The following is a 22,264-nucleotide window of genomic DNA, read 5'->3' on the forward strand; positions in this document are numbered from 1 at the left end:
CATCAGCCGCAAGGCCACCTAGGCTCACCCGGATGCAGTTCACCGACGACGTCATCCCCGAGCACGTCCGCGCCCTCGGCCACCAGCACCCCGAACTCCTGGCGATCGGCATGCAAGGCGCCGTCTTCCGCCTCGCCGATCACCGCGTCGCGAAAGTCTGGTTCCACGCACCCCGCGCCGAACTCGACCGCCTGCAGAACCTGTACGCCGAGATCCGGCTCCCCTTCCACACCCCGGAGATCCTCGAGATCCACCAAGGCTCCCGCTGGCTCGTCACCATCGAAGCCGAACTCCCCGGCCGCCCGCTGCACGAGATCGCCCCCGAGTTCGGCACCACCACCTGGCCCGCGGCCCGCGACTGCGTCATCGACGTCCTCGGAGAACTCGCGACCACACCCGCCCCACCAGCCCTCTTCGCCATGACCGTCCTCGACGAGACAGAACCAATCCGCCACGACTACCGGCCGCGCTCCTCCGCCGAGGCGCCCACTGCCCCCGCGCAGCAGACGGCGGCCCGCGGGTCGTGGCTCGACGCGCTCTCCAGCCTTCTCGCCCGGCGCGTCGCGACGTACGGCGACCAGCTCGACCGCCTCGTCGACAAGTTCGACACCAAGCTCGATTGCCTGCAGCAACGTCTTCACGCAATCAATCCAACGCACGACACCCAGCTCGTACACGGCGACGTCACCGCCGGCAACATCCTCGTCGACGACCAACTCCGGCCGGTCAGCGTGCTCGACTTCGGCCTGTTGAGCATGGCCGGCGACCCGGTGTTCGACAGCGCGAGCGCAGCCGCGCTCTACGCACTCTGGTCGCCGGACACCCGCGCCATCGAGGCCGACTTCGACGCCGCACTGATCGCCCGCCTCGACCACAACGCCGACGGCCTGCTGACCTACCGCGCGATCCACGCCTTGCTCATCGGCAACGCCCACGACACCGACCCGTTCGACCGCGACTCCGGCGTACCGCTCACCGCGAAACTCCTCAACGACCCGCAGTACACCGCGTTCCTCACCTGAGCTGGGCGGTGACGTAGGTGCGCCCGCTCAACAGCTGCAGCAGCAACCCGATCGGCCCTCCCAGCTCTCCACCTTCACCGGCCGACCAATCGATGTCCGTGGCGAGCCGTACGCCAGGCCCTCACCACCCTCCGGGAAATCACCGACCCCTACACCTGACGAGCGACGCCCGCCTGTTCGTCTGTTGCCCGGCGAGGTTGCTGAGTGCCGCAGCCTCGCCGGGGAGCACAGGCCGCCGCCTACGACGGGCGTATATTCCTCTTATGGCAACTACGTTCGAGGTGCTGGCAGAACCGCGGCGGCGGGAGATCCTCGATCTGTTGCGCGCCGGCGAGCGGCCGGTCGGGGAACTGGTGGATGCGCTCGAGCTGAGTCAGCCGGCGGTGTCGAAGCACTTGAAAGTACTGCGCGATGCCGGGCTGGTGGAAGTCCGGCAGGACGCGCAGCGGCGGTGGTACCGGCTGCGGCCGGCGCCCTTGGCCGAGATCGACGCCTGGCTGGAACCGTACCGCGACCTGTGGCGCGGGCGGCTGGACGCGCTCGAGGCACACCTCGACACGATGGACTGACACCGCCCGCCGCGTCCGACGCACGAACGCACCGGGCGGGGCAGCGCGAGCTAGTGCGCCTCGGCGAGGTCGAAGACGTTGCCTTCAGGATCCGTCAGCGTGATCCAGTGCGTCCCGTACTCGGTGAACTCGACCTCCCGCTTGGCACCGAGGGCCACGATGCGGTCGACGTCGGCGGCCCAGTCCGAGCTGCCGAGGTCGAGGTGCAGGCGGTTCTTGACGCCGGCCGGCTTCTCGGGGACCTGGAGGAACATCATCGCCGGCCCACCCGTGGCGGCGCGGTTCACGGTCGCCATGAATTGGTTGCTGCCGGCATCGACTTCGGTCTGGAAGACCTCGGCCCAGAAGGCGGCCTGGGACTGGACGTCGGCGCAGTCGACGGCGATCTGCGCGAAGGTGACGGACATGGTTCAGCCTTTCGTCGTGACATTGGGGATCCGCTGGATCGGCCAGCAGATCTCGGTCTGGTAAGTGGTCGGGTCGCTGCTCTCGCCCGGCCCGACGACGTACAGCTCACGGATCGGCCCGGGCGCGATCGCGCAGTGCTCGGCGACATGACTGCCGAGCGCGCCGTAGGTCCGGTCGAAGTCCGTGAACGGACCCGCATGCACGGTCACCGCGAAGAAACCGGCCGGGAGATCGACGAGCTCCACACCCTCGTACGGCGGTTGCGCGGGCGCGACGGGCAGGAAGCCGACGACCTCGCCGACGTCGTCGGCGAAGAACTCGTCGCTGTACGTCGCACCGGCCGTGGCGCTGATGCCGAGCTGACCGGCGATCGCGCCGAGGCGGCCGAACGTCGCCTCGCACCAGGCGCTGATCTGGTCACGCGCGACGCGGTCGGCGACGGCGTACGCGCGGAAGGCCGGGACGAAGCGGTACTCGACCGCCAGCTCCACAGGCGACAGGGTGAGCATCGAGCGGAGCGACGCGACGACCTCCTGGGTGCGGATCAGCTCGCGTTCCATCTGGTCGAGGTGCAGACGCAGCGTCTGGTCGCGGGTGGCGAGGTCGGGGGCCTCGATCACCGCCCGGACCTGCGCGAGCGGCATCTGCAGCTCGCGCAGCCGGCGGATGAGCTGAGCGGTCGGCACCTGGGTGATCTCGTACCGGCGGTAGCCGGAGCTCGGGTCGATCGCGGCGGGCGCGAGCAGTTCGATGTCGTGGTAGTGGTGCAGCGTCTTCACGCTCAGATGTGTGAGCCGGGAGAACTCCCCGATGGTCACCGAAGCCGTCATGCAGCAAACTCTGCACCCTCCGGCCACCGGAGGGTCAACAACAGACCGACCGCGACCCCGGGGGCGCGGGGCGCGGTCGGTCGAGCGGGGTCCCCGTGCGGACCCCACGACTAGAGGGTTAGGCGTTCCACTTCTGGTTGGCCGCCCCCGTGCACGACCAGATCTGCAGCGGCGTCGCATTGGCAGAGTTGTTCCCCGTCACGTCCAAACACTTGTTCGCAGCAGGGTTCACCAGATCCTTCCCGCCCGTGTACGTCCACTGCTGAGCAGCCGAGCCATTGCACGAGTACAGCTGCACCCGAGACCCATCCGCCGTACCACCACTCGCGACATCCAGGCACTTGCCGAGCGCACGAACGGTCCCGTCACCAGGGCGCGTCCACTGCTGAGCGGTCGAGCCGTTGCAGTCATAGAGCTGTACGCCGGTCCCGTCCGCCGAGTTCGCACCCGCTACATCGATGCACTTCCCCGCCAGCCCGGTGATCTGACCGCCGGTCCCACCACCACCGCCACCTTGCGTCCCCGACCACGTGAAGGTCGCCGAGGTCTTGGTCGGCAGCGTGTAGACGAAGGACTGCGAACCCCAGTTCACCCGCACCGACTGCGCGCTGCCCGTGGTGTTGAACGCGATCAGCGCCTTCGACCCGTCCGGGTTCTTCCACGCGACGTTCTTCACCGAGTTGTTCGCGTCGGACTGGATCCGCGCCGCCCCCGGTTTCACGAACTTCGTCAGGTGGCCCATCGTGTAGTACTCGACGGTCTTGTCGACCTGACCGGCCCGCGACCCACCGCGCTGGATGGTGACCAGCCCGGTGCACACGTTGCAGCCGGCCCCGACGTACGGAAGCATATTCTGGTCCTGGCCGAGGCTCCACTTCACCCAGGACTTGCTCCAGTTGCGGGTGTAGTCGATCAGGTTGTTCATGTCCTCGACCTGCTGGTTCGGGATCCAGGTGCCGCCCGAGTGCTCGGTCATGTAGTGGTTCACGGCCGGGTACTGGTTGTGCACGGTGGTCTGCAGGTTCACGTCACCGCCGTACCCGTGCCAGGCGATCCCGCCGAACAGCGGGTCGTTGCGCAGCCCGGCGTCGGCCAGCGGGACCGACCCGAGGTCGTTGTAGTTGCCCCAGTTGTAGTCCAGCACCATCACCTTGGTGGTGATCCCGGCCGCCCGGAACGCCGGCAGCAGGTGGTTCTTGGTGAAGTTCAGCAGACCGGCGCCGTTCCAGTTCATCGAGGCGTAGCCGGTGTTGTCGTTGCCGCAGCAGGTCGGCTCGTTCTGCACCGACACGTAGTCGATGTGGTTGCCCTGGGCCTCGTTCTGCTGCACGTACTTGACGAAGTACTGCGCGTACAGCGGGTAGTACTCGGCCTTCAGCCAGCCGCGGTTGGTGAACTTGTTGTTGTCCTTCATCCAGGCCGGCGCGCTCCACGGCGCACCCTTCACCTTCAGCGCCGGGTTCAGCTGCTTGGCCTGCTTGGTCAGCGGTACGACGTCGGCGAGGTCGTGGTTGATGGTGAAGTCGTTCAGGTCGCAACAGGTGTCGTCGTACGAATAATTGAACCGGGCCAGGTCGGACGCACCCATCGGGTTGCGGGTGAAGGCCAGGCCGATCCCGTTGACCGGGTCGAACAGGTCCTTCATGACCTGGTTGCGGGTCGCGGCGGTGATCGTGTTGCTGCTGTTCAGCAGCCACGCGGCGCTGTCGGTGAACGACGCGCCACCGCCCTCGAAGGTCTGGTACGTCGTGTTCTCGTTGACCGTGACGGTCTGGTTGGCGGTGCCGCCGGCCGGACCGAAGTTCACCGGGGTCTGCTGCTGCAGGCCGCGGGTCACGTTGCGGCCGGCGCCGTCGTTGGTCGTGGTCAGCCAGACGTTGACCTGCTCGCCGGCGGCGTGGGCGGGCTGCGGGTTGCCGAGGCTCAGGCCGGTGGCGACCACCGAGAGGGCCGCGAATCCCGCCAGGGCGGGGAGCAGGCGTCGTCGTCCGGGGCGGGCACGACGAAGGGTGCGGGGCATGGGCGGATCTCCCTTTTGCTCAAGGGGTTGCACAGGGGACGAAGAGAACCCCGGGTCCGGCGTCTGCCCGCGCCGCAACTGGTGGTCATCAGCAGGTAACCATCGGTGCCTGTCGGAGTCAATGCCGGACGGCGCCTTTTTTCACGCCTTGTATTTACGTGTGGTCTTGACGTGGGAGCGTTCTCACAGCAAGCTCCCTCCCAGCGATTCCTTGTCTCGTTCCGTCCCGCCCCCGCCCCCACGACGGCCGGACCGCCCCGTTCGGCCGCGCGAGAAATGAGGCACGCATGAGGTTCCCGCGTTCCCGGTTCCGGGTCGCCGCCCTGCTCGCCGCAGGCGCCGCACTGCTCGGCACCGCCGTACTCCAGTCCCCCGCCGACGCCCGGACGCCGGGCGACGACGCCGCCGCCCAGGCGATGGCCCCCCAGGCCACCATCTGGGAGGACAACTTCGACGGCCCGTCCGGCCAAGGCCCCGACCAGAGCAAGTGGCGCTTCGACATCGGAGGCGGCGGCTGGGGCAACAACGAGCGGCAGTACTACACCAACTCGACCCGCAACGCCGCGCTCGACGGCGGTGGCAACCTGGTGATCACCGCCCGCCGCGAGAGCGGCGGCTTCCAGTGCCACTACGGCACCTGCGAGTACACCTCGGCCCGGCTGCTGACCGCGCAGACGTTCACGCAGACGTACGGCCGCTTCGAGGCCCGGATCAAGATCCCCGGCACGCAGGGTGTCTGGCCGGCGTTCTGGATGCTCGGCGGCGGCAACTGGCCGACCGACGGCGAGATCGACATCATGGAGAACATCGGCCGCGAGCCGAACACCGTGCACGGCACGCTGCACGGTCCGGGCTACTCCGGCGAGGGTGGCATCGGCGCGTCGTACCAGTCGCCGAACGGCCAGCCGTTCCGCAACGACTTCCACACCTACGCGGTCGACTGGGCGCCGGACTCGATCACCTGGTACGTCGACGGCGTGCAGTTCCAGCGCCGGACACCGGCCGACCTCGGTGGCCGCCAGTGGGTCTACAACCACCCGTTCTTCATGATCATGAACGTCGCGGTCGGCGGCTACTGGCCGGGCTACCCCGACGGCAGCACGGTAATGCCGCAGTCGATGGTCGTCGACTACGTCCGGGTCTCGACCCTGGGCAGCAGCGGTGGCGGCGGCGGCCAGATCACCGGCCTGGCCGGCAAGTGCCTGGACGTCGCCGGCGCGAACGCGGCCGACGGCACCACCGTCCAGCTCTACGACTGCAACGGCAGCAACGCGCAGAAGTGGACCCGGCCGGGTGACGGCACGATCCGTGCCCTGGGCAAGTGCCTGGACGTCGCGAACGCCGGTGTTGCCGACGGCACCCGTGTACAGATCGCCACCTGCAACGGGAATGCGGCCCAGCAGTGGACGTACTCCGGAGCCAGGGACCTGGTGAACCCACGGGCGAACAAGTGTCTCGATGTCACCGGCAACAACGCGGCGAACGCCACCCCGACGCAGATCTGGACCTGCGGCGGCGGCGCCAACCAGAAGTGGACCGTCTGACCGTCAGTACGCCGAAGCCCTCCCGGACCTCGAGTCCGGGAGGGCTTCGTTGCGTTTAGGTCAGGCGCGGTGCGAACGCACCAGCTCGGCGTACGTCGTGCCGCTGGTCTTCAGCACGCGCTTGCCGGTCGGGTAGTCGACATAGGCGAGGCCGAAGCGCGGGGCGTAGCCGTAGGCCCACTCGAAGTTGTCCATCAGGGACCAGGCGAAGTACCCGGCCAGTGGCGCACCCTGCTGCACCGCGCGGACGCAGGCGGCGAGATGCCCTTCGAGGTACGCCGTACGGTCGGTGTCGTCGACGACGAAGTCCGCGTCGGGCTGGTCGACCCAGGCCGAGCCGTTCTCGGTGATGTAGATCTTCTCGGCGCCGTACTCCTTGGCCAGCCGCAGGATCAGCTCCTCCAGGCCGGCCGGGTGGATCTCCCAGTCGAGCATCGTGTGCTCGGCGTTCGGGCCCGGGACCTGGCTGAAGCCGAGAACGGGGACGCTGTCGTCGGCCCTGATGATCTGGCGGAAGTAGTAGTTCAGGCCGATGAAGTCGGTCGGCGCGGCGATGATGTCGAGATCACCGGGCTGCTCGGGCAGCTCGACGCCGTACGTCTCGACCATGTCGGTCGGGAAACCGCGGCCGGACGTCGGGTCGAGCCACCAGCGGTTGATGTGCCCGTCGGCGATCCGCGAGGCGCGGATGTCCTCGGCGCTCTGGCTGGCCGGCTCGCAGCCGCTCAGGTTGACGACCAGACCGACCGACGGCGGCTCGGGGCACCCCTCGCGCAGCGCCTGGACGCCGAGACCGTGCGCCAGCAACAGGTTGTACGACGCGCGCACGGCCGTCGCCGGGTCGGTGATACCGGGCGCCATCCGCCCTTCCCAGTGGCCGATCCAGGCCGAGCAGAGCGGCTCGTTCAGCGTCACCCAGTCGCGGACGCGATCGCCGAGCCGCGCGCCGACCACCGCGGCGTACTCGGCGAACCGGTACGCCGTGTCGCGGTGGTCCCAGCCCCCCAGGTCCTGCAGCGCCTGCGGCAGATCCCAGTGGTACAAGGTGACGAAGGGTTTGATGCCTTCGGCAAGCAAATCGTCGACCATCCGGTCGTAGTAGGCCAGACCGGCCTCGTTGACCGCGCCGGACCCGGTCGGGATCACCCGCGGCCAGGCGATCGAGAACCGGTACGCGTCGACACCGAGCTGCTTGATCAGCGCGAGGTCCTCGGGCCAGCGGTGGTAGGAGTCACAGGCGACGTCGCCGGTGTCGCCGTTGTCGATCGCGCCGGGAACCCGGCAGAACGTGTCCCAGATGGACGGCAGCCGGCCGTCGGCGTCGACAGCGCCCTCGATCTGGTACGCCGAGGTGGCGGTACCCCAGACGAAGTCCTGCCGAAGCGGGGAGAGCTCGACCATCGGTGACCCCCAAAGGGTGGAAAGGCGGTTTTTTCAAAGCATAGTTGAAGTCCTGAACCTCGCGCAGCGAGTTCAGGTTGCGGAACTCCAGGAATCAGCTGGCAGCGAGCCGTTTGGTGGTGCCGCCCTCACGCAGCAACCGGAGGACCGGCAGCGTCGCCGCCCCCAGAGCAACTGCATCTCGACCCAGCTCACACAGCTCGATCGTCACCTGGGCGTACGGGCGATGCAGTGCGTGCTTCCCCACCGCCTCGCGCAGCTCGGGCAAATACCGCTCCCCCAGCAGCAAGCCCGACCACCCACCCAGCACGATCCGCTCGGGGTTGACCAGGTTCACCAAGTTCGCGAATCCCGCGGCCAGATACCCGATGGTGTCCTCGACGACCTTCGCCGCCACCTCGGACGACTCGACAGCCCCCAGCAACGCGATGAACTCCGCCTCGTCGTCATCGGACCGAGCAGCAGACCCACCCGCCAACCGGTACCGATCGAGCACGCCTTCAGCGCCGACGTACGCCTCGAGGCAGCCCTCGGCGCCGCACCGGCACCGGCGGCCGCCGTACATGATCGTGGTGTGGCCCCACTCGCCCGCGCTGCTGCGCGTGCCGCGGTAGCTCGTCCCGCCGGTCACCAGGGCCGCTCCGACACCGGACCCGACCAGCGCCACCACAGCGTCCGTCGCACCACGCCCGGCACCGAACCACATCTCGGCCTGGCCCAACGTGTTCGCGCCGTTGTCCACCTGGATCGGGATGTCCGTCCCCGCCGCAAGCATCGCGCCCAGCGGAACGCCGTCCCACCCCAGCGTCTGCGCGTGCACGACGGCGTCCGCCGGCCCTTCGACCACGCCGGCGACCGCAACCCCCAACCCCAGCACACGATCAGCCCGTACGCCGGCCTGCGCGATCACCGCGTCGAGTCCCTGCAGCACGTACTTGACCGCCAGCTCGGGCGCGGGTTTCGGCGTCTCGATCGGGTAGACCACGGTCGCGAGCACCGACATCGCCAGGTCGAACAGCTCGACCCTGACCCTCGTCTCACCGACCTCGGCACCAACGACGTACCCAAAAGCCGGCGCGACCCGCAGCAGCACGCGCGGCCGGCCACCGTCGGACTCGACCGACCCGGCCTCCTCGACGATGCCCTCTTCCAGCAGCTCGCCGACCAGGTTGCTCACGCTGGCCGCGCTCAGCGACGTCTCGCGGCCGAGCTCGTACCGGCTCAGCGGTCCCTGCCGGTAGATGCTGGTCAGGATCACCGACCGGTTGGACCGCCGCATGTCGCGCACAGTCGTCCGGCGTCCGTCCATGGTGTTTCTCGACCCGCCCTCTGCGACCCCGGCTGCCGGGCCACCCCGGCGGCCCCTGAAATCGATCCCTCCCCCGCAGTCCATCATGCCGCAGCGCCGGGTCGCCAGACCCGGAGGCCGACCGCGCGCCGGACTTCTTACAAAACGTGAACTTAGTCCTGGTTTCGTTATCGCGTCGTGATTGACGTGACCTGGCCCACTCGGCTTCACTCTACGGAACCGCTTCCGAAACCGGTTCCGAACACCGCGTTCACGAATCGGCAACAAACCGCCCCGCACCACCCCACCGCCCGAGGGGAGCTGTGAATGTCGATCACGATCGCCGATGTCGCGGCCCGTGCCGGAGTCAGCAAGACGACCGTCTCGCGGGTCCTGAACGGCAAGGGCGAACTCGACCTGCGGACCGCCGAACGGGTCCGCCAGGTGATCGACGAGCTCGGGTACGTGCCCAGCGCCCGGGCCGTCGGCCTGGCCCGCGGCCGGACCCGGATCGTCGGCATGCTGGTCCCCTCGCTCACCTGGCCCTGGATGGGTGAGGTGCTGCAAGGCGCCGTCGACGTGGTCGAGACCGAGGGCTACGGCCTGCTGCTGTTCACCTGCAACCGGGGTGAGGAGTCGATGCAGCAGTTCGCCTCGCAGGTCTCGGCGCAGTCGTTCGACGGCCTGCTGGTGATCGAGCCGGAAGGCACGCTCGCCTACATCGAGCAGTTGCACTCGCGTGGCCTGCCGGTCGTCCTGATCGACGACCGGGCCAAGCAACCCGTGTTCCCGTCCGTCGCCACCACCAACCGGGCCGGAGGTGAGGCCGCCGCCCGGCACCTGCTGGAGCTCGGTCGCCGCCGCCCGCTGGTGATCACCGGCGTCGACTGGTTCGGCTGTACCCAGGAACGCCTGGACGGTTTCCGCGACACCTACGCGGCGGCCGGTCTCGAGCTGGACCCACGGCTCGTCTTCGAAGGCGACTTCACCCACGAAAGCGGACGCCGCGGCGTCCAGCAGGCCCTCGAGGCCGGCATCAAGTTCGACGCGATCTTCGCGCACAACGACCTGTCCGCCGGCGGTGCCATCCAGGCCGTCCGGGAGACCGGGCGGAACGTGCCGAACGACGTGTCGGTGGTCGGCTTCGACGACATCCCGTACGCCCAGCACACCGAGCCGCCGTTGACCACGGTGCATCAGCCGATGCGCCAGATGGGCCAGGCGGCGGCCCGGATGCTGATGGACTACTTCGGCGGCAAGCCGCTGCCGGAGGCTCCCCAGGTGCTGCCCACGACGCTGATCGTGCGCAGCTCAACCGCCCCCGCCCGCCCCTCGTAGAGCGTCCGGTGGCGAGGTAGCTGCCCCTGCTTCGCCACCGGCACCCTCCCAGACCGCCGATACCGATCCGTTAAGCCGCCCGCTCTTTCCATGAGAGCGCTTTCACGGCACGATGCGAGCCCAACCGCACCATCCGACAGTCATCCGACCGTCATCCGCCAGCAGTGGACGAACACAGGAGGAACGATGCGAGCACGACGCCCAGTCGCGCTGGCCCTCGCGGGCCTGCTCGCGGCAGCACTGGCTGCCTGCAGCAACGGGGACACGAACAACTCGAACGCCAGCTCCGGCGGCGGCGCCACGGTGCTCAACGTGGGCATGCCGAACGGCCCGCAGACGGAGAACCACAACCCGTTCCTCGGTTCCTCCTCGGGCGCCTCGCTCGGGTACCGGTGGATGATCTACGAGCCGCTGGTGATGATCAACGCGCTCAAGCCGCAGGAGAAGGGCAAGCCCTGGCTGGCCACCGACTTCGTCTGGGCCGACAACTTCAAGAAGGTCACCTTCACGATCCGCGACGGCGTCACCTGGTCCGACGGCAAGCCGATGACCGCCGAGGACGTGGCCTACTCCTTCCAGCTCCGCAAGGACAACGAGGGGCTGAACCAGGACGCGATCCCGTACGGCACGATCACCCAGTCCGGGAACAAGGTCGACCTGACCTTCACCCGGTCGCAGTTCGTCAACCAGAACAAGATCCTCGGCGTCTTCGTGATCCCCAAGGCCCAGTGGTCGGCGTTCAAGGACCCGAGCCAGGACACCGTCAAGAACCCGATCGGCACCGGCCCGTACAAGCTGAAGTCGTTCACCCCGCAGACCACCACGCTGGAGCTGCGCGACAAGTACTGGCAGGAGCTGCCGAAGGTCAAGGAGCTGCGCTACACGTCGTACAACGACAACAACGCGCAGACCACCGCGCTGGCCAACGGCGCCTCGGAGTGGAGCTTCGTCTTCGTCCCGAACGTGAAGACGGTCTTCCAGGCCAAAGACGAGAAGAACCACAAGGTCTGGGCGCCGGGCACGCTGGGCATCCACGGCCTGTGGATCAACACCACCGTGAAGCCGTTCGACAACCCGGCGCTGCGCCGGGCGATGGACAAGGTGATCAACCGCGACGACATCTTCACCCAGGCCGAGGCCGGGTACTTCTACCCGAAGATCGAGTCCGTCACCGGGATCCCCGCCCCGGCCGGTGAGTCGTTCATCGCGCCGGAGTTCAAGGACAAGAAGCACGCCGTCGACGTCGAGGCCGCCAAGACCGAGCTGACCGGCGCGGGCTTCAAGCTCGAGGGCGAGACGCTGAAGGACCCGACCGGCAAGCCGGTCACCATCACGCTGACCAACCCGGCCGGCTGGTCCGACTACGTCACCAGTCTGGAGATCATCAAGGACAACCTGTCCCAGATCGGGATCAAGGCCACCGTCGACAAGGCCAACCAGGACGCCTGGTTCAAGGCGTTCGACGAGGGCAACTTCCAGGCCGGGATGCACTGGACCAACGGCGGCGCGACGCCGTACGACATCTACCAGAACATCATGGACGGCAAGATCCTGAAGCCGGTCGGCAAGGGTGGCGTGAGCGGCAACTACGGCCGCTTCAGCAACGCCGACGCGACCAAGGCGCTGGACGAGTACGCCAACGCGGCCGACGACGCGGCCCGGACGGCGGCGCTGAACACGCTGCAGAAGATCATGGTCGACCAGATGCCGATCATCCCGACCGGTGCCTCCAACATCGGTGCGCTCTACAGCACCAAGAACTGGGTCGGGTGGCCGGACGACACCAACCCGTACGGGCCGGCCCAGCCGACCCAGCAGAACGCGCTGGAGATCGTCCTCAAGCTCAAGCCCGCAGGGGCCTGACACCCCGCCGCGGCCGGGAGCTCTCCACCCTGGGGCTCCCGGCCGCGGTTCCCTGTGCCCACCGAGCGAGGAGTCGGAAATGACGGCGACGCCAGCAGCACCACCGACCACGACCGACGACGTGGTCCTCGAGGCCGAGAACCTCACCAAACACTTCCCCGTACGCCGGGGCCTGCGCGACCTGTTCACCAAGGAGCGCAAGGCCGTGCACGCGGTGGACGACATCCAGCTGACGCTGCGCCGCGGGCGGGTCACCGCCCTGGTCGGCGAGTCCGGCTCCGGCAAGTCGACCGTCGCCCGGTTGATGGCGCAGCTGTACAAGCGCACCGACGGCGACATCCGGCTGCACGGCGACTTGATCACCGTGAACGGCGGCCGCGCGTTCCGCGCCTACTGCCGCCGGGTGCAGATGATCTTCCAGGACCCGTTCGCCTCGCTGAACCCGGTCCACACCGTGCGCTACCACCTGACCCGCGCGCTGAAGATCCACGGCCGCGCGGGCAACGGCAGCGCCGATCTCGAGCAGAACCTGAACGCCCTGCTGCTGCGGGTCCAGCTGACCCCGCCGGAGCGCTACCTCGACAAGTTCCCGCACGAGCTGTCCGGCGGCCAGCGCCAGCGGGTGTCGATCGCCCGCGCGCTCGGCGCCAACCCCGAGGTGCTGCTGGCCGACGAGCCGGTCTCGATGCTCGACGTGTCCATCCGGCTCGGCGTACTGAACCTGCTGCGGGACCTGAAGGAACGCCTCGACCTGGCCATCCTCTACATCACCCACGACATCGCCTCGGCCCGGTACTTCGCCGACGAGACCCTGGTGATGTACGCCGGCCGGATGGTCGAGGGCGGCGACTCCGAGACCGTCACGCAGAACCCGGCCCACCCGTACACGCGGCTACTGATCGAGAGCGCGCCCGACCCCGACCGGCTGGACCGGGTCGGTGACGCCAAGGACGCGCCCGAGGACGAGGCCGGGGGTGAGCCGCCGAGCCTGATCGCGCCGCCGACCGGTTGCCGGTTCCACCCGCGCTGCGTGCACGCGATGCCGAAGTGCTCCACCGACCTGCCGCCGCGGTTCGAGCTACCGCTGGTCGACAGCGGCCAGGCCCACTGGGCGGCCTGCTGGCTCTACGAGGAAGGAGCGGCGAAGTGAAGTTCCTGCTGCAACGGATCGCCTTCTACCTGTTCACCGCCTGGGCGGCGATCACGATCAACTTCTTCATCCCGCGGATGATCCCCGGTGACCCGGTCACCTCGCTGATCAACAAGTTCCAGGGCCAGATGAGCACCGAGGCGATCAACTCGCTGTACGTGCTGTTCGGCCTGGACAAGAACGCCAGCCTGTGGAGCCAGTACGTCGACTACTGGGGCCAGGTGTTCAAGGGCGATCTCGGCCTGTCGTTCACCTTCTTCCCGACGCCGGTCTCGGAGATCCTCGGCCAGAGCCTGCCGTGGACGATCGCGCTGGTCGGCATCACGACGTTCGCCAGCTTCGTCATCGGCACCGGCCTCGGAGTCCTGGCCGGCTGGCGGCGCGGCTCCTGGCTGGACGGGCTGCTCCCGGTGACGACGTTCCTGTCGTCGATCCCGTACTTCTGGCTCGGCCTGATCGCGATCACGCTGCTGGCCGGTTCGGGCAGCTTCTTCCCGTCGTCGGGCGGGTACGAGCCCGGCCTGGTGCCGGCCTGGGACAGCGTGTTCATCGGCAGCGCCGTCCAGCACAGCCTGCTGCCGGCGCTGACGATCCTGATCTCGTCGGTCAGCGGCTGGATCCTCAGCATGCGCAACATGATGGTCACCGTCGCCTCGGAGGACTACATCACCGTCGCGCACGCCAAGGGCCTGTCCGAGCGCCGGGTGATGCTCAGCTACGCCGCCCGCAACGCGCTGCTGCCGAACGTGTCCGGTTTCGCGCTGTCGCTCGGCTTCATCGTCGGCGGCACGCTGCTGGTGGAGATCGTCTTCTCCTACCCCGGCATCGGCTACAACCTGTTCCAGGCCGTCGGCGCGAAGGACTACCCGCTGATGCAGGGCGTCTTCCTGGTGATCACCATCTCGGTGCTGGTCGCCAACCTAATCGCCGACATCGCGTACCTGCTGCTCGACCCGCGTACCCGCAAGGAGGGCTGACCGATGTCCGCACCGACCAGCACCATCACGGCGGTCACCCCCGACGGCCCCGAGGTCGCGGCCGCGCCGGCCAAGCGCCAGCGGCTGCGGTTCGTCGCGAACCCGAAGGCCGCCACCGGCCTGATCGTGCTCGCGCTGTTCTGCCTGATCGCGATCATCGGGCCGTGGATCGCGCCGTACGACCCGTCCGCGCGCAGCGCCGACCTGATCCAGCCGCCGTCGGGCGCGCACTGGTTCGGCACCACCCACCTGGGGCAGGACATCTTCTCCCAGATCCTGGTCGGCACCCGCGGCGTGATGTTCGTCGGCCTGCTGGCCGGCGTCATCGCGACCGCGCTGTCGGTCCTGATCGGGGTCAGCTCGGGGTTCCTCGGCGGCGTCGCCGACGAGGGGCTGTCCGCGCTGTCGAACGTCTTCCTGGTCATCCCGGCGCTGCCGCTGATCATCATCGTCGCCTCGACCATTCCCGGCGCCGGTGACCTGATGGTTGCCCTCGTCATCGGTCTGACCTCGTGGGCGTGGGGTGCTCGAGTACTGCGAGCACAGACGCTGTCGTTGCGGCGCCGCGACTATGTCGAGGCCGCCCGCGCGACCGGTGAGAGCACCTGGCGGATCATCACCGTCGAGATCCTGCCGAACCTGACCGCGATCATCGCCTCGGGCTTCGTCGGGACGGTGATCTTCGCGGTGATGTCGGAGATCACGCTGGCCTTCATCGGCATCTCGACGATCTCGGAGTGGAACTGGGGCACGATCCTGTTCTGGGCGCAGAGCCAGCAGGCCCTCGCCCAGGGCGCGTGGTGGTGGTTCGTCCCGGCCGGCCTGGCGATCGCCGTACTGGGCACCGCGCTGTCCCTGGTCAACTTCGGCATCGACGAGTTCGTCAGCCCGCGGCTGCGCAGCAGCGGGCACACCCGGGTGAAGACCAAGGACGGCCACACGGTCCGGATGAAGGTCGGGTTCACCCCGGTGCTGAACACCTCCGGCAGGAAGGCCCCGGTCACCCCGGTGGTCCGCGCCGGCGAAGCGAAGGGCACGGTCTGATGGCGAAGCAACCAGTCCTGGAGATCAAGGACTTCAACGTCGACTACGGGCTGGGCGACCAGGCCGTGCGCGCGGTCCGCGACGTCACGCTGACCCTGCACCGCGGTGAGGTGCTCGGCCTGGCCGGCGAGAGCGGTTCCGGCAAGTCGACCCTCGCGTACGGCGTGACGCGGCTGCTCCCGCCGCCCGGCGTGATCAGCGGCGGCTCGGTCGTGTACCACCCGCCGGGCGACCAGCCGTACGACGTGATGGCGCTGTCGCCGGCCGAGCTGCGCAAGTTCCGCTGGGCCGAGACCTCGATCGTGTTCCAGGGCGCGATGAACTCACTCAACCCGGTGCATAAGGTCTCCACCCAGATGCTCGACGTGATCCGCGCGCACGAGCCGCAGCTCAGCTCCGAGGCCCGCTGGGCCCGGGCCAAGGACATGCTCAAGCTGGTCGGCATCTCCGCGGACCGGATGGACGCCTACCCGCACCAGCTGTCCGGCGGCATGCGGCAGCGGGTGATGATCGGGATGGCGCTCGTGCTCGAGCCGCAGATCGTGATCATGGACGAGCCGACCACCGCGCTGGACGTGGTGATGCAGCGCCAGATCCTGGCCCAGCTGGTCGAGCTGCGCGAGCGGCTCGGGTTCTCGGTGCTGTTCATCACCCACGACCTGTCGCTGCTGGTCGAGTTCTCGGACCGGATCGCGATCATGTACGGCGGCCGGATCGTCGAGGAGGCTCGCTCGGCCGACCTCTACAAGGACTCCCTGCACCCGTACAGCGAAGGACTGCTGAAGTCCTTCCCGGCGCTGCGTGGCCCGCGCCGGGAGCTGAGCGGGATCCCGGGCTCGCCGCCCGACCTGCGCGGCATGCCCACCGGCTGCGCCTTCCACCCTCGCTGCCCGCACGCGTTCGACCGCTGCTCGACGGAGATCCCCGTCCTCGGCGTCCCGGAGGCCAGGAACGACCCGAACCGTCAGGTGGCCTGCTGGCTGCCCGGCCGGGTCCCCGTCGCCTAACTCTTCCCGAAGGGAGTCAGTACGGCGTTCCGCGCCTGCCCACCGGCCGGGCGCGGAACGCCGCACGTCCACCATGAACACATCTGCTGCCCCCACCACCACCTCCGAGGCGGACCTCGCGGCGCGACTGCCGAGCGGTTTCCGCTGGGGGGTGGCCACCTCGGCGTACCAGATCGAGGGCGCCGTCGACGTCGACGGCCGGACCCCCTCGATCTGGGACACCTTCTGCCGCGTCCCCGGCGCCGTGCACGCGGGCGACCACGGTGACGTCGCCTGCGAGCACTACACCCGGATGCCCGCGGACGTGGCCCTGATCAAGGATCTCGGGATGGACACCTACCGGTTCTCGGTGTCCTGGACCCGGGTCCAGCCGCACGGCCGCGGCGGGGTCAACCCGGCCGGGATCGCCTTCTACGACCGGCTGGTCGACGAACTCCTTGCCCAGGGCATCGACCCGTGGGTGACGCTCTACCACTGGGACCTGCCGCAGGAGCTCGAGGACGCCGGCGGCTGGCCCGTGCGTGACACGGCGTACCGGTTCGCGGACTACTCGATGCTGGTGTTCGACGCGTTGAGCGACCGGGTCGACACCTGGACGACGCTGAACGAGCCGTGGTGCTCGGCGATGCTCGGGTACGCGTACGGCGCGCACGCGCCCGGCAAGCGCGACTACCCGGCCGCCGTCTCCGCCGTCCACCACCTGCTGCTCGGCCACGGGCTCGCGACCGAGCGGATGCGCGAGGCGGCGCCGCGCAAGCTCGACATCGGGATCACGCTGAACGCCGCCACGGCGTACCCGGCCTCGGACGCCGCACCGGACCGGGAGGCTGCCCGCCGGGCCGACGGAATGGGCGCGCGCCTGTACCTGGACCCGCTGGTCCACGGGCGTTACCCCGCGGACGTGATCGCGGACCTGGCGTCGGAGGGTATTTCGCTGCCGGTCGAGGACGGTGACCTCGCGACCATCTCCACGCCGATCGATGTCCTGGGCATCAACTACTACTTCAGCCAGAAGTTCACCGGCTACGCCGAGGACGGCAGCACCGTCGACGCTGCCGGCCTCCCCGTCAGCCGGACCGTCCCGCTCGATCGCCCTCGCACCGCGATGGACTGGGAGATCGTCCCCGAGGGCTTCACCGACCTGCTGGTCCGGATCAGCAAGGACTACCCCGGCCTGCCGATGGTGATCACCGAGAACGGCTCCGCCTTCGACGACGAACCGGACGCCTCAGGTTTCGTCGCCGACGAGGGCCGTACGGCGTACTTCACCTCCCACCTGTCCGCCGTAGCCGACGCCATCGACCAAGGCGCCGACATCCGCGGCTACCTGGCCTGGTCCCTGCTCGACAACTTCGAATGGGCCTACGGCTACGAAAAGCGCTTCGGCATCGTCCGCGTCGACTACGACACCCAGAAGCGCACCCCGAAGCAGTCCGCCCTGTACCTCCGAGACCTGGCCCAGCAGCACCGCACCCGCTGACCACGTCCCTGTTGGAGCCCGCGTCCCCTGACGGTGGACGCGGGCTCCCTGCGCTCTACGATCTCCGCATGCCGACGCCACCCGAGAACGCCGTTCGGCACCTCACCGAACTGTCATCAGGCCCGCCGCTCGATCCGGCTCTGCGCGTGACCCTCAACTTCCAGCCCGACCGGCCGGGTCTGCTCGACGCGCTGGCTTCGACCGGCACCTATGTCTCCCAGTTCACGACCGGCACCAGCAACGGCGGTCTCACCGCCCACCCCGGCGGCGACCGCTGGCGCTGGGAGAGCAGGATCTTCAACGGCGCGTACGACGAGGCGCCGGCTCACATCCGTCCCGTCTACGGCGCGCTCAACTTCCGCCGCCGATCGGCCGGCGCGGCCCCACGCTTCGGTTCCGCCCATCTTCGACTGACCGCGGACGTCCTCCCCCGGACGACGTTCTGCTACCCCGACAGCACGTTCGAGCCGACCCACTTCGGCGTCGCCGCCAGGATGTCGCTGATCGCGCTCGCTGAGGCCGATCACCAGGATCCGCTCGACGACTACATCGAGGCCCAGGTCCACGGACCGCTCCGCATCGACCGCGATGTCGAGGCCCTGGTCCTCGACCCGAGCTTCCGCGGCACCCCCGTCGAACGCGCCGCCCGACGACTCCCTTGCCCCCTCGAATGGCACGACGGGTTCAAGCTGACCGTCGAAGAACTCCGACGTCACCCATACTTCCGGGGACCGCAGTACGTCGTACTGGCCGAACACCTGGCCGACGACGGTTGGTTGACTCCTCACGTCCTCGCCCAGGCGTTCGGCCAGTACGACGCCCAGGACCTCAAGCGCGTCTGGCACTGTCTCGCCCGCTTCGGTTCGGTCTCCTGAAGCAGTTCGTGCCGGGCCCGTTCATCGCCGGAAAAGGGCCTGGATCGTCGACCGGCGGAACCAGGCGACCAGGCCGGCGACTGCCAGCATGGCGAGTGGGACGGCCGGGGATACGTCGAGCACGAACGCGTTGGTGAGCGCGGCGCCGGTCATCAGGGCCGCGAGGCCGAGCGCGGCCAGGCCGCACAGGCGCGGGATCAGCAGGCCGAGCGCCCCGGCGATCTCGAGCACGCCGACGGCGTACCGCAGCCACTGGCCGGTGCCGAGTTCGCCGAACATGGCGACCATCTGCTCGTTACCGGCCAGCTTCATGATCCCTGCGGCGGCGAACTCGGCGGTGAGCACCAGCCGCAGGATCCAGAGCCCGATCGTGCCCGGCTGGATCTTCCACGTCCTGACCGTCGTACCGATGCTGCTCATGGTGTCTCCTCGGGTTGTCGTTCGGTACGACGAGGATCGGCCGACGGCCCTGCTCCCGGCATCCGTGCTCACCACTGAATCACCGCGGCTTCTATCGTTGCCCCATGGACCTGAAGGCCGAGCTCCACCAGTCCCTCCGCACCGCCCGAGCCACCAACCTGCAGAAGGCCGCGGGCTTGTCCGAGTACGACCTCCGCCGCCCGATCACGCCGTCCGGCACCAACGTCCTGGGCGTCCTGAAGCACCTGGGCGGCATGGAGTACGGCTACCTGGGCGGCGCTTTCGGCCGCGACTTGGACCGCGAGATCCCCGGCGACGAGGACCTCCTCGGCGGCGCCGACATGTGGGCCCGCCCCGACGAGACTTCGGCGTACATCCTGGACTGGTACCACCAGACCTGCACCAACGCCGACCGAACCATCGAGCTCCACGCCCTCGACTCCCCCGGCTGGGTCGAACACTTCACCCCCGGCCACCAGACCACCACCCTCGCCGCGATGATCCTCCGAGTCCTCAACGAAGAACTCCGCCACGGCGGCCACCTCGACATCCTCCGAGAACTCCTCGACGGCACCACGAGCCCGAGCAACCACCCCGTCGACACCGCCGAGTACCTCGCAAAGGTCCGCGCCGCGGCCGAGGCCTTCGCGCCGGCTGACTAGCCGGGCAGCTCGATCGTGAGACGACCGTCGGCCGCGCACCGGACGGTCCACTCCGTGATCGGCGGCCTACCAGCCTGCTGCCAGTCCGCGAAGACCTGCTCGACCTCGGCCCAGAGATCGCGCCCCAGCATCCGTACGCCGTCCTTCCCCACCTGAGCCCAGGATCCGTCGTCCGAGCTGAGGGTGATCTCGCCGTCGTACTGCCAGAACCACACGCCCGGCTGCCGCCGCCAGAAGTACAGCCCGAAGGCCTCGTCATCGAAGACCTCCCCTGCCAGCGCGCTCTCCCGCACCGTCATCGACTCGGCCCGCTGCTGGTGCTCTTCCAGCGTCAACTCCGGCAAGCTCTGCCCGTCATCGGCGTACTCCGGAACCTTCCGCGCGCTCATGAAGTACCCTCGCGGCGCCATCAGCCGGCCGCTCGCACCGTTGCCGTCAGCATCGATCACCAGCTTCGCCCAAGCTCCGACCTGGGTGTTCGACGGCGGCCGCAGATCGGTGAGAATCACCGCGCCCGGCTTCCCCCAGACGATCCAGTCGGCCGGGATGTCGTCCACAGCATGCGTCGCGAGGATCCGGTCGTACCCGTCCACCACCGGCTCCGTCGAAGGCCGGTACCCCAACGTCGCCATCCGCTCGACCGCCGTACGCCGCAACTCCGGATCGATCTCCACCGTCGTCACTGCCTCGTCCCCCAGCAGCCGACACAGAATTGCCGCGTTGTACCCGGTCCCGGTCCCACTCTCCAGCACCGTCGTCCCCGGCACGATCTCCAACTCCTCGATCATGTCCGCCATCACCGAAGGCATCGACGACGAAGAACTCCACACAAAGCTCTCCGGCTGCCCCCTGACCGGCTTCGTCTGCGTCATCAACGCCTGATCGGAGTAGACCGCGTCCAGGTACTCCGCACTCGCCGCGTCCACCATGCCGTCCACGGCGGCGAACCCCTCAGAATCCACCTCGAGCCGAAGAAACTCGGGAACGAACACGTGTCGGGGCACCTCGCCGAACGCCACAGCCAACCGCTCGTCGGACAGCCTGCCCCCACGTCGAAGAGAAGCCACCAGCTCCGAGGCGCGCCGACGCCACTCCTGATCGACCTCAGCAGCCGTCATGCCGTCTCCAAAAGATCCACCATCGCTGCCGTCATCGGCAGCCCGGTCTCGAGCTCGAGCCAGTGCCACTGCCCGCCGGTGTTGCATTCGTACCAGATCCAGGTCCCGTCGTGGTCCAGCCCGAAGTCGAAGGCCCCGAAGAGCAGCCCGAACCGTTGGAGGTAACGCCGGCAAGCTCGCGCCACTGGGTCAGGTACGTCGATCACTGTGTAAGAAACCTGGCTGTAGTCCCGTCGCCAGTCCACGTGAGGCGAGTCGATCCGAACGCTGAACGTCTCGTCACCGATCACGGTGACCCGTACGTCGGCAATCTTGTCCACCTTCGCCTGGAACAGATGCAGGGTCAGCCGAACGGTCTCGTCCAGCTCTGCCGGATCGACCTCGTCCACCCAGATCATCAGCGCGTCGCCGTCCGGGCCGGTCAGGTCTGCGTTCTGCAACGGCTTGTAGACCAGCCTGCCGTGGGTCGCCGCGAACTCGCGGACGTCGTGGTGCTGGTTGGTGATGATGGTCGGCGGGACCACGAATCCGAGTTCGTGCGCGACGGCCAGCTGGGTCGGCTTGAACTCCGCTTCGAGGCTTCGCCAGAGATGATTGACCCAGCGGCCGCGGACTTCGGCCAAGATCCCCGCCATGCCGTACTTCGCCTGCTCCCGAGCGAACCGACCGTCCTGATCGGACAGCTCGGTAGGAGCGACGTACGACGATGGCCGGCGATAGTAGACAGCCCGTACGGCCGCGAGGTCCAGCGCTCGGGACTCCGTCCGCAGGCGACCGCCCATGCGCTGCTCGCCGAAGGTGGCCGAGACCTCCAGGCCACCGGCGAGGACGTCGGCCGGGTCGCATCTGACCACGGGCACGCCGCGCTGGTTCAGCTCGCCCACGACCACGTCGGAGGTGGGATCATCCGCGCAGGTCAGCACCAGGACAGGTCGGTCCATGCCCATCAGTCCGGTACGTACTCGACGACCTTGGTGTCGTCCGGCTTCCCCGGTCTGGCGCCGTCTCCGCCTCCGGTCGGCAGACTCTTGAACTGTGCGCGTGAGGTTCCGTGCTTCGGCGGTCCAGCCTGGACCTGGCGTCCGTCCTCGTCCCGGAAGATCCCGAGCTGGGTCGCGGGGTCGATCGCTTCGGCCGTGAGGATCGAGCTGTCGTCGGGCGGGGAGGCGCACCGGGCGGCTCGTCGTACGCCCCACGGCCGAGCAGTTGCGGTCGTCGTCATGGTGATCCCTTCGCCGGCGTCATCAC

General features: G+C 68.5%; 21 protein-coding genes. 12 read left to right on the forward strand and 9 right to left on the reverse strand.

Features of this window, described 5'->3' with window-relative positions; all coding sequences use genetic code 11:
- The first annotated feature begins 32 nt into the window (after positions 1 to 32).
- Together HDA39_RS18940 and HDA39_RS18945 are read left to right on the forward strand one after the other, a co-directional pair.
- Positions 33 to 1,022: a phosphotransferase gene (locus HDA39_RS18940; protein WP_184796795.1), complete on the forward strand. Its 990-nt coding sequence runs from the start codon at positions 33 to 35 to the stop codon at positions 1,020 to 1,022.
- 263 nt (positions 1,023 to 1,285) lie between these two features.
- Positions 1,286 to 1,591 (forward strand): ArsR/SmtB family transcription factor, encoded by a 306-nt coding sequence (locus HDA39_RS18945; RefSeq protein ID WP_184796797.1) that lies wholly within the window; start codon positions 1,286 to 1,288, stop codon positions 1,589 to 1,591.
- Between the two features lie 50 nt (positions 1,592 to 1,641).
- Here HDA39_RS18945 and HDA39_RS18950 read toward each other — a convergent pair whose 3' ends face one another.
- The 3 genes from HDA39_RS18950 to HDA39_RS18960 all read right to left on the reverse strand — a co-directional run bounded on the left by HDA39_RS18950 (position 1,642) and on the right by HDA39_RS18960 (position 4,849).
- Entirely contained in the window at positions 1,642 to 1,998 is a 357-nt protein-coding gene (locus tag HDA39_RS18950) for a VOC family protein (protein WP_184796799.1), read from the reverse strand.
- A 3-nt stretch (positions 1,999 to 2,001) separates the two neighbouring features.
- Positions 2,002 to 2,829 carry a MerR family transcriptional regulator gene (locus HDA39_RS18955; protein ID WP_184796801.1) on the reverse strand — a complete coding sequence of 276 codons (828 nt, stop codon included), beginning with the start codon at positions 2,827 to 2,829 and terminating at the stop codon, positions 2,002 to 2,004.
- Between the two features lie 118 nt (positions 2,830 to 2,947).
- Positions 2,948 to 4,849 carry a ricin-type beta-trefoil lectin domain protein gene (locus HDA39_RS18960; RefSeq protein WP_184796803.1) on the reverse strand — a complete coding sequence of 634 codons (1,902 nt, stop codon included), beginning with the start codon at positions 4,847 to 4,849 and terminating at the stop codon, positions 2,948 to 2,950.
- Positions 4,850 to 5,136: 287 nt separating this feature from the next.
- Between HDA39_RS18960 and HDA39_RS18965 the strand changes: the two genes are divergently transcribed.
- On the forward strand, positions 5,137 to 6,393 hold the full coding sequence (locus HDA39_RS18965) for a glycoside hydrolase family 16 protein (protein WP_184796805.1): 1,257 nt from the start codon (positions 5,137 to 5,139) through the stop codon (positions 6,391 to 6,393).
- A gap of 60 nt (positions 6,394 to 6,453) precedes the next feature.
- Here HDA39_RS18965 and HDA39_RS18970 read toward each other — a convergent pair whose 3' ends face one another.
- Positions 6,454 to 7,794: a GH1 family beta-glucosidase gene (locus tag HDA39_RS18970; RefSeq protein ID WP_184796807.1), complete on the reverse strand. Its 1,341-nt coding sequence runs from the start codon at positions 7,792 to 7,794 to the stop codon at positions 6,454 to 6,456.
- Between the two features lie 94 nt (positions 7,795 to 7,888).
- Complete coding sequence (locus HDA39_RS18975; protein ID WP_238356091.1) at positions 7,889 to 9,073, reverse strand: ROK family transcriptional regulator; 1,185 nt, start codon at positions 9,071 to 9,073, stop codon at positions 7,889 to 7,891.
- A gap of 336 nt (positions 9,074 to 9,409) precedes the next feature.
- Here HDA39_RS18975 and HDA39_RS18980 point away from each other — a divergent pair, with 336 nt between their 5' ends.
- The 8 genes from HDA39_RS18980 to HDA39_RS19015 all read left to right on the forward strand — a co-directional run bounded on the left by HDA39_RS18980 (position 9,410) and on the right by HDA39_RS19015 (position 18,816).
- Entirely contained in the window at positions 9,410 to 10,420 is a 1,011-nt protein-coding gene (locus HDA39_RS18980; RefSeq protein WP_184796811.1) for a LacI family DNA-binding transcriptional regulator, read from the forward strand.
- 186 nt (positions 10,421 to 10,606) lie between these two features.
- On the forward strand, positions 10,607 to 12,283 hold the full coding sequence (locus HDA39_RS18985) for an ABC transporter substrate-binding protein (protein WP_184796813.1): 1,677 nt from the start codon (positions 10,607 to 10,609) through the stop codon (positions 12,281 to 12,283).
- Between the two features lie 79 nt (positions 12,284 to 12,362).
- A complete protein-coding gene (locus tag HDA39_RS18990) occupies positions 12,363 to 13,433 on the forward strand; it encodes an ABC transporter ATP-binding protein (RefSeq protein WP_184796815.1) in 1,071 nt (356 codons plus the stop codon).
- Complete coding sequence (locus HDA39_RS18995; protein WP_184796817.1) at positions 13,430 to 14,410, forward strand: ABC transporter permease subunit; 981 nt, start codon at positions 13,430 to 13,432, stop codon at positions 14,408 to 14,410. Before HDA39_RS18990 ends, HDA39_RS18995 begins: the two co-directional genes overlap by 4 nt.
- A gap of 3 nt (positions 14,411 to 14,413) precedes the next feature.
- Positions 14,414 to 15,454: an ABC transporter permease gene (locus tag HDA39_RS19000; RefSeq protein ID WP_184796818.1), complete on the forward strand. Its 1,041-nt coding sequence runs from the start codon at positions 14,414 to 14,416 to the stop codon at positions 15,452 to 15,454.
- A complete protein-coding gene (locus HDA39_RS19005; protein ID WP_184796820.1) occupies positions 15,454 to 16,461 on the forward strand; it encodes an ABC transporter ATP-binding protein in 1,008 nt (335 codons plus the stop codon). The genes HDA39_RS19000 and HDA39_RS19005 overlap by 1 nt, the downstream gene beginning before the upstream one ends.
- A gap of 73 nt (positions 16,462 to 16,534) precedes the next feature.
- Entirely contained in the window at positions 16,535 to 17,941 is a 1,407-nt protein-coding gene (locus HDA39_RS19010; protein WP_184796822.1) for a GH1 family beta-glucosidase, read from the forward strand.
- A gap of 68 nt (positions 17,942 to 18,009) precedes the next feature.
- Positions 18,010 to 18,816 (forward strand): DUF3626 domain-containing protein, encoded by an 807-nt coding sequence (locus HDA39_RS19015; RefSeq protein ID WP_184796824.1) that lies wholly within the window; start codon positions 18,010 to 18,012, stop codon positions 18,814 to 18,816.
- Between the two features lie 21 nt (positions 18,817 to 18,837).
- Here the strand turns inward: HDA39_RS19015 and HDA39_RS19020 are convergent, their stop codons facing one another.
- On the reverse strand, positions 18,838 to 19,236 hold the full coding sequence (locus HDA39_RS19020) for a DoxX family protein (RefSeq protein ID WP_184796826.1): 399 nt from the start codon (positions 19,234 to 19,236) through the stop codon (positions 18,838 to 18,840).
- A gap of 104 nt (positions 19,237 to 19,340) precedes the next feature.
- Here HDA39_RS19020 and HDA39_RS19025 point away from each other — a divergent pair, with 104 nt between their 5' ends.
- On the forward strand, positions 19,341 to 19,898 hold the full coding sequence (locus tag HDA39_RS19025; protein WP_184796828.1) for a DinB family protein: 558 nt from the start codon (positions 19,341 to 19,343) through the stop codon (positions 19,896 to 19,898).
- Here HDA39_RS19025 and HDA39_RS19030 read toward each other — a convergent pair.
- Genes HDA39_RS19030 through HDA39_RS19040 form a run of 3 tightly spaced genes read right to left on the reverse strand, consistent with a single transcriptional unit; the run spans position 19,895 to position 22,238 of the window.
- Positions 19,895 to 21,016 carry a methyltransferase domain-containing protein gene (locus HDA39_RS19030; protein ID WP_184796830.1) on the reverse strand — a complete coding sequence of 374 codons (1,122 nt, stop codon included), beginning with the start codon at positions 21,014 to 21,016 and terminating at the stop codon, positions 19,895 to 19,897. The genes HDA39_RS19025 and HDA39_RS19030 overlap by 4 nt on opposite strands.
- A complete protein-coding gene (tgmB, locus tag HDA39_RS19035) occupies positions 21,013 to 21,957 on the reverse strand; it encodes an ATP-grasp ribosomal peptide maturase (protein ID WP_202893049.1) in 945 nt (314 codons plus the stop codon). The genes HDA39_RS19030 and tgmB overlap by 4 nt, the downstream gene beginning before the upstream one ends.
- A gap of 5 nt (positions 21,958 to 21,962) precedes the next feature.
- Positions 21,963 to 22,238, reverse strand: coding sequence for a putative ATP-grasp-modified RiPP (locus HDA39_RS19040; protein ID WP_184796834.1), 276 nt, complete (start codon positions 22,236 to 22,238; stop codon positions 21,963 to 21,965).
- Between the last annotated feature and the right edge of the window lie 26 nt (positions 22,239 to 22,264).

It is taken from the genome of Kribbella italica (assembly GCF_014205135.1).
Taxonomy (GTDB): domain Bacteria; phylum Actinomycetota; class Actinomycetes; order Propionibacteriales; family Kribbellaceae; genus Kribbella; species Kribbella italica.

Excerpts from the sequence above, each read along its gene's own strand:
- HDA39_RS18990 (WP_184796815.1), top strand. The coding sequence starts at position 12,363 with ATGACGGCGACGCCAGCAGCACCACCGACCACGACCGACGACGTGGTC.
- HDA39_RS18945 (WP_184796797.1), top strand. The coding sequence starts at position 1,286 with ATGGCAACTACGTTCGAGGTGCTGGCAGAACCGCGGCGGCGGGAGATC.
- HDA39_RS19020 (WP_184796826.1), bottom strand. The coding sequence starts at position 19,236 with ATGAGCAGCATCGGTACGACGGTCAGGACGTGGAAGATCCAGCCGGGC.
- HDA39_RS18980 (WP_184796811.1), top strand. The coding sequence starts at position 9,410 with ATGTCGATCACGATCGCCGATGTCGCGGCCCGTGCCGGAGTCAGCAAG.
- HDA39_RS18965 (WP_184796805.1), top strand. The coding sequence starts at position 5,137 with ATGAGGTTCCCGCGTTCCCGGTTCCGGGTCGCCGCCCTGCTCGCCGCA.
- HDA39_RS19010 (WP_184796822.1), top strand. The coding sequence starts at position 16,535 with ATGAACACATCTGCTGCCCCCACCACCACCTCCGAGGCGGACCTCGCG.
- HDA39_RS18955 (WP_184796801.1), bottom strand. The coding sequence starts at position 2,829 with ATGACGGCTTCGGTGACCATCGGGGAGTTCTCCCGGCTCACACATCTG.
- HDA39_RS18940 (WP_184796795.1), top strand. The coding sequence starts at position 33 with ATGCAGTTCACCGACGACGTCATCCCCGAGCACGTCCGCGCCCTCGGC.
- HDA39_RS18960 (WP_184796803.1), bottom strand. The coding sequence starts at position 4,849 with ATGCCCCGCACCCTTCGTCGTGCCCGCCCCGGACGACGACGCCTGCTC.
- HDA39_RS19015 (WP_184796824.1), top strand. The coding sequence starts at position 18,010 with ATGCCGACGCCACCCGAGAACGCCGTTCGGCACCTCACCGAACTGTCA.
- HDA39_RS19040 (WP_184796834.1), bottom strand. The coding sequence starts at position 22,238 with ATGACGACGACCGCAACTGCTCGGCCGTGGGGCGTACGACGAGCCGCC.
- HDA39_RS18975 (WP_238356091.1), bottom strand. The coding sequence starts at position 9,073 with ATGCGGCGGTCCAACCGGTCGGTGATCCTGACCAGCATCTACCGGCAG.
- HDA39_RS18970 (WP_184796807.1), bottom strand. The coding sequence starts at position 7,794 with ATGGTCGAGCTCTCCCCGCTTCGGCAGGACTTCGTCTGGGGTACCGCC.
- HDA39_RS19005 (WP_184796820.1), top strand. The coding sequence starts at position 15,454 with ATGGCGAAGCAACCAGTCCTGGAGATCAAGGACTTCAACGTCGACTAC.
- HDA39_RS19030 (WP_184796830.1), bottom strand. The coding sequence starts at position 21,016 with ATGACGGCTGCTGAGGTCGATCAGGAGTGGCGTCGGCGCGCCTCGGAG.
- HDA39_RS18950 (WP_184796799.1), bottom strand. The coding sequence starts at position 1,998 with ATGTCCGTCACCTTCGCGCAGATCGCCGTCGACTGCGCCGACGTCCAG.
- HDA39_RS19025 (WP_184796828.1), top strand. The coding sequence starts at position 19,341 with ATGGACCTGAAGGCCGAGCTCCACCAGTCCCTCCGCACCGCCCGAGCC.
- tgmB (WP_202893049.1), bottom strand. The coding sequence starts at position 21,957 with ATGGACCGACCTGTCCTGGTGCTGACCTGCGCGGATGATCCCACCTCC.
- HDA39_RS18985 (WP_184796813.1), top strand. The coding sequence starts at position 10,607 with ATGCGAGCACGACGCCCAGTCGCGCTGGCCCTCGCGGGCCTGCTCGCG.
- HDA39_RS19000 (WP_184796818.1), top strand. The coding sequence starts at position 14,414 with ATGTCCGCACCGACCAGCACCATCACGGCGGTCACCCCCGACGGCCCC.